General features: G+C 65.9%; 11 protein-coding genes. 8 read left to right on the forward strand and 3 right to left on the reverse strand.

Going from position 1 to position 12,592, the window contains the following annotated elements; genetic code table 11:
• The 3 genes from EL388_RS12395 to EL388_RS12405 are packed head-to-tail and all read right to left on the reverse strand — an operon-like array spanning position 1 to position 2,947.
• The gene (locus tag EL388_RS12395; protein WP_126463699.1) at positions 1 to 855 is read right to left on the reverse strand and encodes a phosphate/phosphite/phosphonate ABC transporter substrate-binding protein; all 855 of its coding nucleotides are present in this window, start codon (positions 853 to 855) and stop codon (positions 1 to 3) included.
• Positions 856 to 2,169, reverse strand: a complete 1,314-nt coding sequence (gene argA, locus EL388_RS12400; protein WP_126463700.1) for an amino-acid N-acetyltransferase — start codon at positions 2,167 to 2,169, stop codon at positions 856 to 858.
• A gap of 46 nt (positions 2,170 to 2,215) precedes the next feature.
• The gene (locus tag EL388_RS12405) at positions 2,216 to 2,947 is read right to left on the reverse strand and encodes a 16S rRNA (uracil(1498)-N(3))-methyltransferase (RefSeq protein ID WP_126463701.1); all 732 of its coding nucleotides are present in this window, start codon (positions 2,945 to 2,947) and stop codon (positions 2,216 to 2,218) included.
• Between the two features lie 67 nt (positions 2,948 to 3,014).
• On the opposite strand from EL388_RS12405, the gene EL388_RS12410 reads away from it, so the two are divergent.
• From EL388_RS12410 to EL388_RS12445, 8 genes are all read left to right on the forward strand, one after another.
• Positions 3,015 to 3,569, forward strand: coding sequence for a thioredoxin family protein (locus EL388_RS12410; RefSeq protein ID WP_126463702.1), 555 nt, complete (start codon positions 3,015 to 3,017; stop codon positions 3,567 to 3,569).
• Positions 3,566 to 4,357 carry an inositol monophosphatase family protein gene (locus EL388_RS12415; RefSeq protein ID WP_126463703.1) on the forward strand — a complete coding sequence of 264 codons (792 nt, stop codon included), beginning with the start codon at positions 3,566 to 3,568 and terminating at the stop codon, positions 4,355 to 4,357. The genes EL388_RS12410 and EL388_RS12415 overlap by 4 nt, the downstream gene beginning before the upstream one ends.
• Positions 4,358 to 4,568: 211 nt before the next feature.
• Positions 4,569 to 6,560, forward strand: a complete 1,992-nt coding sequence (gene tkt, locus EL388_RS12420; RefSeq protein WP_126463704.1) for a transketolase — start codon at positions 4,569 to 4,571, stop codon at positions 6,558 to 6,560.
• Between the two features lie 65 nt (positions 6,561 to 6,625).
• Positions 6,626 to 7,624, forward strand: a complete 999-nt coding sequence (gap, locus tag EL388_RS12425; protein WP_126463705.1) for a type I glyceraldehyde-3-phosphate dehydrogenase — start codon at positions 6,626 to 6,628, stop codon at positions 7,622 to 7,624.
• Positions 7,625 to 7,771: 147 nt separating this feature from the next.
• Positions 7,772 to 8,953 carry a phosphoglycerate kinase gene (locus EL388_RS12430; RefSeq protein ID WP_126463706.1) on the forward strand — a complete coding sequence of 394 codons (1,182 nt, stop codon included), beginning with the start codon at positions 7,772 to 7,774 and terminating at the stop codon, positions 8,951 to 8,953.
• A gap of 91 nt (positions 8,954 to 9,044) precedes the next feature.
• Entirely contained in the window at positions 9,045 to 10,478 is a 1,434-nt protein-coding gene (pyk, locus tag EL388_RS12435; protein WP_126463707.1) for a pyruvate kinase, read from the forward strand.
• Between the two features lie 31 nt (positions 10,479 to 10,509).
• Entirely contained in the window at positions 10,510 to 11,577 is a 1,068-nt protein-coding gene (fba, locus tag EL388_RS12440) for a class II fructose-bisphosphate aldolase (RefSeq protein WP_126463708.1), read from the forward strand.
• Positions 11,578 to 11,707: 130 nt separating this feature from the next.
• On the forward strand, positions 11,708 to 12,589 hold the full coding sequence (locus EL388_RS12445; protein WP_126463709.1) for a phosphoribosylaminoimidazolesuccinocarboxamide synthase: 882 nt from the start codon (positions 11,708 to 11,710) through the stop codon (positions 12,587 to 12,589).
• The last annotated feature ends 3 nt before the right edge of the window (positions 12,590 to 12,592 follow it).

The raw sequence follows: 12,592 nt of genomic DNA on the forward strand, positions 1-12,592 counted from the left end.
CTACTTGCGCACGTCGCGAAGATGCTTGCGCAGCTTTTTGACGTAAGGGTCGGTGGCCTTGAGTTCACCTCCATTGGCCGCTTCGATGCCTTTGAGGCCCGACTGCTTGAGGAAGGCCTGGCCGGCGGAGCTGACCGAGAAGCGGGACAGGGCCTGCACCAACCGCGCCTGCTCCTCACGGCCCATGCCCGGGTGGCTGATGAAATACTGGCTGGGCATGGCCGACGACTTGGCCAGGATGCGCAATTGCTGGCGGGTCTCGTCCGGCAGCTGGGCCAGCGGCAGGCAGCCGATCATGCCGGCCGGGGCTTGGCGATTGATCACGGCCAGCGCGACATTGTTGTGCGAACGGGCCTCGTAATGGCCGAAATCGCCCCCTTCGACCAGGCCGGCCTGTTCCAGCAAGTCGACACCGAGCATGGTCACCAGGGCCAATTTGTCGGGCTCGGCGATCCGGCTGTCCTTGAGGTCCTGCAGGGTTCTGGCGGTCGAGGAATTGGCCACGATAATGCAGGCCTCGACCGGCGCCTGGTAACGGGCGATCGGCTGATAACCGACCTCCTGTTGGGCATAGCGGGCGAAATGCGGTGCCACCACGGCAAGATCGAACTCCCGCTCGGCCAAGCGCTCGATATAACTGTGGAAATCACCCGCCGTCCTCAGTTCCACGGCATAGCCCAGGTCGGCCTGGAGGAACTCGCGCAAGGGCTGATACAGGGTGACCAGGGTGCGCGCGCTCAGATTCGGAAACAGCCCGATGCTCAGGGTCTTCGCCTGGGGTGGCTGCGCCGCGGCCGGCAGGGCTGCCGCCAGCACAAGCAGCCAGCCCGAAACCAACCACCACCTAGCCGGCATTCACAGCCCTTTCATGAAGACCTTGGACCGACGCTGCCAGTTATACAGCTCCTTGCGCGCCGCCGGCAGGTCGTCCGGCGTGGCCGGCGAGAAGCCGCGCTCGATGAACCAGTGGGCCGTGCGCGTAGTGAGCACGAACAGGCGCTTGAGCTTGGCCGCCCGGGCCGCTTCCTCCACCGCCTTGAGCAGGGCCTCGCCCCGGCCGCTGTCGCGAAAATCCGGATGCACCGCCAGGCAGGCCATCTCGCCCGCCCGCTCGCCGGCGAAGGGATAGAGCGCGGCGCAGCCGACGATGCGACCGTCCAGTTCGTCGACGAAGAATTGCTCGATCTCCTGCTCCAAGAGCTCGCGCGAGCGGCGGACCAGCACCCCTGCCTGCTCCAAGGGCTCGATCAACTGCAGCACGCCGCCGACATCGGCGATGGTCGCCGGCCGCAAGGTCTCGACCGGCCGCGCCGTGACCAGGGTGCCGACGCCCTCGTGGGTGAACAGTTCCATGAGCAGGGCGCCATCGACATCGGCGCTGACCAGGTGGGCGCGGCGCACCCCCGAGCGGCAGGCCTCGACCGCATGCGGCAGATAGAGTTTCATGTCGCCGTCCGGCAGCTTCTTCAGCACCTTCGCCGCCTCGGCCACGGTGATCTGGCTGATCCGTTCGCCCTGGGCGTCGACCGTGTCGCCGTGGTCGAGCAGGAAGATCAGCTTCTCCGCCTTGAGCTGGATGGCAGCGGCGGTGGCCACCTCTTCCAGGGTCAGGTTGAACACCTCGCCGGTCGGCGAGTAGCCCAGCGGCGACAGCAGCACGATATCGCCGGCAGCGAGCCGGGCGTTGATGGCGTCGGCCGCCACCTTGCGCACCTCACCGGTGAACAGGAGGTCCACCCCCTCGACCACGCCGAGCGGCTTGGCCGTGACGAAGTTGCCTGAGGCGACGCGAATCTCGGCGCCGGCCATGGGCGTGTTGGGCAGGCCGATGGAGAGCAGGCTCTCGATGTCGACCCGGACCGAGCCGACGGCATCCTTGACGTGCTCCAGGGTCTCGGCGTCGGTCACCCGCCGGCCCTGCACGTATTGCGCCTCGCCGGTCAGTCGCTCCTCGACCTGGGGCCGCACGCCGTGGACCAGGACCAGGCGCACGCCCAGGGCGTTGAGCAGGTTGACGTCGTGGATGAGGTCGACGAAATCGGGCCGCAGCATGGCGTCGCCGCCGAAGGCGATGACGAAGGTCTTGCCGCGGAAGGCGTGGATGTAAGGCGCGGCGGAGCGGAACCAGTCGACGAAGGAGGTCTCGGTTTCTTGTGTCGGTTTGATCATGGTCTCGCTCGTTCTTCTCCTGCGCCAACTATATCAATGTTCGGTCTCAGAAATCGCCCCAAACCGCCTGCATGGCGGCCATCGCCGCGAGGGCTGCGGTTTCCGTGCGAAGGATGCGCGGCCCCAGGCGCAGCGGCCGGAAGCCGGCCAGCCTTGCCAGCTCCGCCTCTGCCGGATCGAAGCCGCCTTCCGGCCCGGCCAGGAGCCAGACCCGGCCGCCGGGCCTGGCCAATTCGGCCAGGCGGCTGCCGCCTTCCGGGTCGAGCAGGAAGCGGGTCGCATCCTCGCTCTTCGCCTCGGCCAGCCAACTGGTGAAGCCCACCAGCGGCCGCACTTCGGGCACCCGGTTGCGGCCGCTCTGCTCGCAGGCGGAGACCGCGATGCCCTGCCAGTGCCGCCGCCGCTTCTCGGCCCGCTCGGCGTCGAGCTTGACCACGCTGCGGCGCATGGCCAGGGGCACGATGCCGGCCACCCCGAGTTCGACCGCCTTCTGGATGGTGTAGTCCATGCGCTCGCCGGCCGAGATGCCCTGGGCCAGCCAGATCTCCAGCGGCGACTCACGCTGGGGGGCCTGCCGCTCGCGGCACTCGACCCAGGCCGCCTTGCCCTTGGCCTCGAGCACGCCGGCATATTCGCCGCCGTCGCCGTTGAACAGCATCACGGCCGCGCCCGGCTTGAGGCGCAGGGCGCCCAAGGCGTGGCGGGCGACGGCCTCGGGCAGGACGATGCGAGCGCCCGGGGCGAGGGCGGCTTCGACGTAGAAACGGGGCACGGACATGGCGGGCGGGCTCGAAGATGCAGATGATATTATCGGTGCAATTCCCATCTAATTGAGATTTCGAGCCATGGTGCGAATGGAAACCCCGGTCTGCGACTTCGGCTGGCCGGCCCCCGATTTCGACCTGCCGGGCGTCGACGGCAAGCGCTATTCACTGAAGGGCGTGGCCGGCCCGAATGGCCTCCTGGTCATGTTCATCTGCAACCACTGCCCCTACGTGAAGGCGGTGATCGAGCGCATCGTGCGCGACGTCGATGAACTCAGGCAGCATGGCGTCCATGCCATCGCCATCATGGCCAACGACCCGGCCGACTATCCGGAGGACTCCTTCGACAACATGAAGCGGGTGGCCGAGCAGTATCGCTTCCCCATGCCTTATGTCTGGGACGAAAGCCAGGCCGTGGCCCGCGCCTACGGCGCGGTCTGCACCCCGGATTTCTTCGGCTTCAACAATAGGCTGGAGCTGCAGTACCGCGGCCGGCTGGACGCCTCGCGCAAGGAAACGGCGCCCGAAGGCGTCCGCCGCGACCTGTTCGAGGCCATGCTCGAGGTGGCCCGCACCGGCCATGGCCCGAAGGACCAGATCCCGAGCATGGGCTGCTCGATCAAGTGGCGGGCATGAGCGAACTCCTTCAGCAGGTCTGCGTGGCCGTGCGCAAGATCGGCCGCGAGCAGGTCATGCCGCGTTATTTGAAGGTGGCGCACGAGCGCAAGACCGACGGCAGCCTGCTGACCGAAGCGGACGTCGCCACCCAGCACGCCCTGATCGAGGAACTGAGCCGGATCGCCCCTTACCCGGTCCTGGGCGAAGAGATGACCGAGGCCGAGCAAGAGCGCCTCTGGGCGGAGGGCCAGGACGGCCTCTGGTGCGTCGATCCGATCGACGGCACGACCAATTTCGTCACCGGCCTGCCTTTCTTCGCCATCTCGGTCGCCCTGATCAAGCAAGGCCGACCGATGATCGGCGTGGTCTACGACCCCCGCGGCGACGAGTTGTTCTACGCCGAGGCCGGCGGCGGCGCCTGGCTGGACGGTGACCGGCTGCCGATCAAGCCGCCGCCGCCCGTTCTCAAGCGCTGCATCGCCGGGGTCGACTTCAAGCGCTTGACCCGGCCCCTGGCCATCCGCCTGGCTGGGGAGCACCCCTACAGCTCACAGCGCAACCTGGGCGCCAGCACCCTGGACTGGTGCTATCTGGCGGCCGGCCGCCTGCACGTCTATCTGCATGGCGGCCAGAAACTCTGGGACTATGCCGCTGGCTCCCTGATCCTGCTCGAAGCCGGCGGGGCCGCCGCGACCTTCGACCAGGACGACTTCTGGCAGGGCGATGTCTGGAAACGCCCGGTGGTAGCCGGCCTGAGCCCGGAGCTGTTGGACGAATGGCGCCGCTGGGTCCGCGCCGGCGAATAAATCCCCCATCCGGTCAATAAAAAACTTCTATTAGCCTCCGGGGGGCGGCCAAACCCTGATTTTTTCTGCCATTCCACGGGTTGCCGGCCGCCAGCCCGCTCTGGCCGGCCTATCCCTCGGCTTGCCCTGTCCTGCGGCCCTAGGCCATAATCGACGACCTTTGCCCCTCAGCCGGGCCGCACAGATTTTTTTTATTGAGGAAACGAAAGAAATGGCAACCCGCACCGAACTCGCCAATGCCATCCGCGTGCTCTCCATGGATGCCGTGCAGAAGGCCAACTCCGGCCACCCCGGCGCCCCCATGGGCATGGCGGACATCGCCGAAGTGCTGTGGAACCACCACCTGCGCCACAACCCGGCCAACCCCAAGTGGGCCGACCGCGACCGTTTCGTGCTGTCCAACGGCCACGGCTCGATGCTGATCTATTCCCTGCTGCACCTGACCGGCTATGACGTCTCCATCGACGACATCAAGAACTTCCGTCAGCTGCACTCCAAGACCCCGGGCCACCCCGAGTACGGCTACACCCCCGGCGTCGAGACCACCACCGGCCCGCTGGGCCAGGGCATCACCAACGCCGTCGGCATGGCGCTGGCCGAGAAGCTGCTGGCGCACGAGTTCAACCGCCCGGGCTTCGACATCGTCAACCACCACACCTATGTCTTCCTCGGCGACGGCTGCATGATGGAAGGCATCTCCCACGAAGCCTGCGCGCTGGCCGGCACCTGGGGCCTGGGCAAGCTGATCGCCTTCTGGGACGACAACGGCATCTCCATCGACGGCCACGTCGAAGGCTGGTTCACCGACGACACCCCGAAGCGGTTCGAGGCCTACGGCTGGCATGTGGTGCGCAACGTCGACGGCCACAACGCCGAGGCGGTCGAGGCGGCCATCCTGGAAGCCAAGAAGCACACCGACAAGCCGACCCTGATCTGCTGCAAGACCGTGATCGGCAAGGGCTCGCCCAACAAGGAAGGCACCCACGACGTGCACGGCGCCGCCCTGGGCGATGCCGAGGTCGAGGCCACGCGCAAGCACCTGGGCTGGAAGCACCCCGCCTTCGAAATCCCGGCCGACGTCTACGAGGGCTGGAACGCCCGGACCAAGGGCGAGGGCCTGGAGAAGCTGTGGAACAACAAGTTCGCCGAGTACGCCAAGCAATACCCGGCCGAAGCCGCCGAGTTCAAGCGCCGCATGGCCGGCGAACTGCCGAGCGACTGGGCCGACCGGGTCAAGGCCGCGATCAAGCTGACCGCCGACAAGGCCGAGACCGTGGCCACCCGCAAGGCCAGCCAGCTGGCGATCGAGCGCCTGGTCTCCACCCTGCCTGAGCGCGTCGGCGGTTCGGCCGACCTGACCGGCTCCAACCTGACCAACTGGCCGGGCTGCCATACCCTGCACCGCAACCCGGGCGGCAACTACATCTCCTACGGCGTGCGCGAGTTCGGCATGGCCCACATCATGAACGGCATGGCCCTGCACGGCGGCCTGCTGCCCTTCGGCGGCACCTTCCTGATGTTCTCGGAATACGCCCGCAACGCCCTGCGCATGTCGGCGCTGATGAAGCAGCGTGTGGTCTATGTCTTCACCCACGACTCCATCGGCCTGGGCGAGGACGGCCCGACCCACCAGCCGGTGGAGCAGACCGCCACCCTGCGCATGATCCCGAACATGAACGTCTGGCGTCCGTGCGACACCATGGAAACCGTGGTCGCCTGGGCCGCCGGCATCGAGAAGAAAGACGGCCCGACCAGCCTGATCCTGTCGCGCCAGAACCTGCCCTACATCAAGCGCAGCGACGCCCAAGTCGAGGCCATTCGCAAGGGCGGCTACGTCCTGGCCGAGGCCGACGGCGGCAAGGCCGACGTGGTGCTGATCGCCACCGGCTCCGAGGTCGAGCTGGCGCTGAAGGCCCAGGAGGCGCTGAAGGCCGATGGCATCAAGGCCCGCGTGGTCTCCATGCCCTGCACCAACGTGTTCGACAAGCAGGACCAGGCCTACAAGGACAGCGTCCTGCTGCCCACCGTGCACAAGGTCGCCATCGAGGCCGGCGTCACCGACGGCTGGTGGAAGTATGTCGGCCTGCGCGGCGCCGTGGTCGGCCTCGACCGCTTCGGCGAGTCGGCCCCGGCCGGCGCCCTGTTCAAGGAATTCGGCTTCACCGTGGACAACGTGGTGAAGACCGTGAAGGGCGTGCTGTAAGCATTCAAGGGGCACCCACGGGTGCCCCTCCGGTTTTGCAACTTCAATAAACAGGAGTACATCACATGGCTATCAAAGTTGGCATCAACGGCTTCGGCCGCATCGGTCGCATGGTCTTCCGCGCTGTCGCCAAGGACTTCAAGGACATCGAGATCGTCGCCATCAACGACCTGCTCGACCCCGAGTACCTGGCTTACATGCTGAAGTACGACTCCGTGCACGGCCGCTTCAACGGCGACATCAAGGTCGAGGGCGGCAGCATGATCGTCAACGGCAAGAAGATCCGCCTGACCGCCGAGCGCGACCCCGCCAACCTGAAGTGGAACGAAGTGGGCGCCGACATCGTCATCGACTGCACCGGCTTCTTCCTGACCACCGAGTCCTGCGAGGCCCACCTCAAGGCCGGCGCCAAGAAGGTCGTCCAGTCCGCCCCGTCGAAGGACGACACCCCGATGTTCGTCTACGGCGTGAACCACACCACCTACGCCGGCCAGGCCATCGTCTCCGCCGCCTCCTGCACCACCAACTGCCTGGCCCCCGTGGCCAAGGTGCTGCACGACAAGTTCGGCATCAAGCGCGGCCTGATGTCCACCGTGCACGCCGCCACCGCCACCCAGAAGACCGTCGACGGCCCGTCTTCCAAAGACTGGCGCGGCGGCCGCGGCATCCTGGAGAACATCATCCCCTCGTCCACCGGCGCGGCCAAGGCCGTGGGCAAGGTGATCCCCGAACTGAACAAGAAGCTGACCGGCATGGCCTTCCGCGTGCCGACCTCCGACGTCTCCGTGGTCGACCTCACCGTCGAACTGAACAAGGAAGCTTCCTACGAGGACATCTGCAAGGCCATGAAGGCCGCCTCCGAAGGCGAGCTGAAGGGCGTGCTGGGCTACACCGACGAGAAAGTGGTCTCCACCGATTTCGTCGGCAACAGCGCCCCCTCGACCTTCGACGCCGAGGCCGGCATCGCCCTGGACAGCACCTTCGTCAAGGTCGTGTCCTGGTACGACAACGAGTACGGCTACACCTGCAACATGCTGCGCCTGGTCCAGCACGTAGCGCGTTAGGGATCAGAGTTCAGGGATCGGGAATCAGATCGTTGTGCGGGCTTCGCCCGCACTTCTTTCTGATACCCGATTCCTGATCCCTGTCCTCTGAGGCGTAAGGCATAGGCCGACCTATCCCTTACACCTTACTTTCACAGGAGTTGAACCATGTCCGTCATTCGCGTGACCGATCTCGATCTCAAGGGCAAGCGTGTCCTGATCCGTGCCGACCTCAACGTCCCCGTCAAGGAGGGCAAGGTGACCTCGGATGCCCGCATCACCGCCTCCATGCGCACCATCGAGCACTGCCTGAAGGCCGGTGCCAAGGTGATGGTCACCTCCCACCTGGGCCGCCCGACCGAGGGCGAGTGGTCCGAAGAGGTCTCCTTGAAGCCGGTGGCCGAGAACATCGCCGCCCGCCTGGGCAAGCCGGTGCGCCTGATCAAGGACTGGGTCGACGGCGGCTTCGAGGTCGCCGAGGGCGAGCTGGTGGTGCTGGAGAACTGCCGCGTGAACAAGGGCGAGAAGAAGAACGTCGACGAGACCGCGCAGAAATACGCCAAGCTGTGCGACATCTTCGTCATGGACGCCTTCGGCACCGCCCACCGCGCCGAGGCCTCGACCCACGGCGTGGCCAAGTTCGCCCCGGTCGCCGCGGCCGGCATCCTGCTGATGGAAGAGCTGGACGCCCTGCAAAAGGCCCTGGCCAACCCGGCCCGGCCGATGGTCGCCATCGTCGGCGGCTCCAAGGTCTCGACCAAGCTGACCGTGCTGGAGTCCCTGTCCGAGAAGGTCGACCAGCTGGTGGTCGGCGGCGGCATCGCCAACACCTTCCTCAAGGCCACCGGCAAGAACGTCGGCAAGTCGCTGTGCGAAGACGACCTGGTGCCCACCGCCAAGTCCCTGATCGAGAAGATGGCCAAGCGCGGCGCCTCCATCCCCATCGCGGTCGACGTGGTGGTCGGCAAGAAGTTCGATGCCAATGAGCCGGCCGTGCTGAAGGACGCCGGCGCCGTCACCGACGACGACATGATCTTCGACATCGGCCCGAAGAGCGCCCAGGAGCTGGTCGACATCATCATGAAGGCCGGCACCGTGGTCTGGAACGGCCCGGTCGGCGTGTTCGAATTCGACCAGTTCGGCGAAGGCACCAAGGCGATCGCCATGGCCATCGCCAACACCAAGGCCTTCACCCTGGCCGGCGGCGGCGACACCATCGCCGCCATCCAGAAGTACGACATCTACGACAAGGTGTCCTACATCTCCACCGCCGGCGGCGCCTTCCTCGAGTACCTCGAGGGCAAGACCCTGCCCGCCGTGGCCATTCTGGAAGAGCGGGCCAAGGGCTGACGCCCGCGGCGTGAGGCGTGAGGAGTTAGGCTGTAGGGGTAACCCCCCTTTGCCTCCTCACGCCTAACTTCTTACTCCTCACTGAGAACACATGCTACGTAGAACCAAAATCGTCGCCACCCTCGGCCCCGCCTGCGCCGACCCCAAGGTGCTGGACAAGATGGCCGAAGCCGGCGTGGACGTGGTGCGCCTGAACTTCTCCCACGGCAAACCCGAAGACCACATTCAGCGCGCGGAATTGATCCGCTCCATCGCCAAGACCCGCGCCCGCGCCATCGGCGTCCTGGTCGACCTGCAAGGCCCCAAGATCCGCATCGGCAAGTTCAAGGACGGCAAGATCCAGCTCAAGGTCGGCGATCCCTTCATCCTCGACGCCGACTGCACCCTGGGCGACCAGAGCCGGGTCGGCCTCGACTACAAGGAACTGGTGAAGGACGTTTCCCGCGGCTCCACCCTGATCCTGGACGACGGCCGGATCGAGATGTGGGTCGAGGAGGTCAAGGGCAACGAGGTCCACTGCAAGGTCACCCGCGGCGGCGTGCTGTCCAACAACAAGGGCATCAACCGCAAGGGCGGCGGCCTCTCGGCCGCGGCGCTGACCGAGAAGGACAAGGAAGACATCAAGACCGCGGCCCAGCTCAAGGCCGACTACGTCGCCGTCTCCTTCCCCAAATCGGCCGCCGACATCCAGGAGGCGCGCGAACTCTTGCAGGCCGCCAAATGCAAGGCCTGGGTCGTGGCCAAGATCGAGCGGGTCGAGGCGATCGAGGCGCTGGAAGAGATCATCAATGCCTCTGACGCCATCATGGTCGCCCGCGGCGACCTCGGCGTCGAGGTCGGCGATGCCGCCGTGCCGGCCCTGCAGAAGAAGATGATCCGCATGGCCCAGGAGCGCAACAAGCTGGTGATCACCGCGACCCAGATGATGGAGTCGATGATCAGCAGCCCGATCCCGACCCGGGCCGAGGTGTCCGACGTGGCCAACGCCGTGCTCGACGGCACCGACGCCGTGATGCTGTCGGCCGAAACCGCCGCCGGCCAATACCCGGTGGAGACGGTCGAGGCCATGCACCGGGTCTGCATCGAGGCGGAAAAGGAGATGGAGCCCTACTTCGAGGGCAAGCTGCTCGACCACGGCTTTTTGCGGGTGGACGAGGCGATCGCCATGTCCGCCGCCTTCACCGCCCTGCACCTCAACATCAAGGCCATCGCGGCCATGACCCAGTCGGGCTCCACCGCCTTGTGGATGAGCCGGATGTCGACCAACGTACCGATCTACGCCTTGACACCCGAAACCGAAACCCGTAGAAAAGTCAGTCTTTTCCGCGGTGTCTATCCGATCAACTTCCGGCCTTCCAGCAATGACCGCGATCAGTTGCTGGCCGAGGCGGAAGACGAACTCCGGCGACGCGGTGCGGTGCGCAACGGCGACCTGATCCTGCTCACCATCGGCGAGCCGATCGGCCGGCCGGGTGGCACCAACACCCTGAAGATCGTCCGCGTGGGCGAACGGAAAACCGATTGATAGCAAGTTAACTTAGATAGGAGTATTTCAGATGGCCCTCATTTCCCTGCGTCAGCTGCTGGACCATGCCGCCGAACACGGCTACGGCCTGCCCGCCTTCAACGTCAACAACATGGAACAAGTGCGCGCCATCATGGAAGCCGCCGCCGCCGTCGACTCCCCTGTGATCCTGCAGGGTTCCGCCGGCGCCCGGTCCTATGCCGGCGAGCCCTTCCTGCGCCACCTGATCCTGGCCGCGATCGAGATGTATCCGCAGATCCCGATCTGCATGCACCAGGACCATGGTGCCTCCCCCAGCATCTGCTTCCGCTCCATCCAGTCCGGCTTCTCGTCCGTGATGATGGACGGCTCGCTGATGACCGACGGCAAGACCCCGTCGACCTACGAATACAACGTCAACGTCACCCGCCAGGTGGCCGAGCTGGCCCACGCCTGCGGCGTTTCCGTTGAAGGCGAACTGGGCTGCCTGGGCTCGCTCGAGTCGGGCAAGGCCGGCGAGGAAGACGGTCACGGCGCCGAGGGCACCCTGGACCACAGCCAGCTGCTGACCGACCCCGACGAGGCCGCCGACTTCGTGAAGAAGACCAAGGTCGACGCCCTGGCCATCGCCATCGGCACCAGCCACGGCGCATACAAGTTCACCCAGAAGCCCACCGGCAAGGTGCTGCGCATCGACCGCGTGAAGGAAATCCACGCCCGCATCCCCAACGTGCATCTGGTCATGCACGGCTCCTCCTCGGTGCCGGAAGACTGGCTCGCCATCATCAACAGCTACGGTGGCGACATGGGCCAAACCTACGGTGTGCCGGTCAGCGAAATCGTCGAAGGCATCAAGAGCGGCGTGCGCAAGGTGAACATCGACACCGACCTGCGCATGGCCTCCACCGGCGCCATCCGCAAGCACCTGGCCGAGGACAAGAAGAACTTCGACCCGCGCAAGTTCCTCAAGGAAGCGACCAAGGCGATGACCGGCATCTGCCAGGCCCGCTACGAGGCCTTCGGCTCCGCCGGCATGGCCAGCAAGATCGGCAAGGTCTACAGCCTGGAGGAGATGCAGAAGCGCTACGACAAGGGCGAGCTCGACCCCAAGGTCAACTAATACGCCACCCAGAACAAAAGGCGGCTTCGGCCGCCTTTTGTCTTTGGCGCGGTCGTCAGTCGACAGTTCGCAGTCGGCAGACGCGCGATTTTCCTGCAAACTGCTGACTGCCTACTGACCACTTGCCCTTATGACCGACGCCCTCTACGAGACCTCCATTCAGAGTCTGCCCTTGATCCACAAAGGCAAGGTGCGCGACATCTACGCCATCGACGACAAGCGCATGCTCATCGTCACCACCGACCGCCTGTCGGCCTTCGACGTCGTTCTGCCCACGCCCATCCCGGGCAAGGGCAAGGTGCTCACCGCGGTGTCCAACTTCTGGTTCAACAAGCTCCAGCACATCCTGCCCAACCAACTGACCGGCGACAAAGCGGAGGACGTGGTGGCGCCGGGCGAGCGCGATCAGGTCGCGGGCCGCGCCATCGTGGTCAAGCGGCTCAAGGCCCTGCCGATCGAGGCCATCGTCCGCGGCTATCTGGTCGGCACCGGCTGGAACGACTATCAGAAGACCGGCAAGGTCTGCGGCATCGCCCTGCCGGCCGGCCTGCAACAAGCGAGCCGCCTGCCCGAGCCGCTGTTCACGCCATCGACCAAGGCGGCGGTGGGCGCGCACGACGAGAATATCGATTTCGCCCAGTGTGAGCAGTTGCTGGGCGCGGGGCTCGCGGCCCAGGTGCGCGAGGCCGCCCTTGCCCTGTACAAGACGGCGGCGGAGTATGCACTCACCCGCGGCATCATCATCGCCGACACCAAGTTCGAGTTCGGCCTGGACGAGAACGGCACCCTGACCCTGATCGACGAGGCGCTGACGCCGGACTCCTCCCGTTTCTGGCCGGCCGACCAGTATCAGGTCGGCAGCAACCCGCCCAGCTTCGACAAGCAGTACGTGCGCGACTGGCTGGTGAGTTCCGGCTGGAACAAGCAGCCGCCAGGACCGGAACTGCCGGCCGAAGTGGTGCAGAAGACAGCGGAGAAATACGCCGAGGCATTGCGCCGGCTGACGGCCTGAGCC

The organism is Sulfuritortus calidifontis (assembly GCF_003967275.1).
Lineage (GTDB): Bacteria > Pseudomonadota > Gammaproteobacteria > Burkholderiales > Thiobacillaceae > Sulfuritortus > Sulfuritortus calidifontis.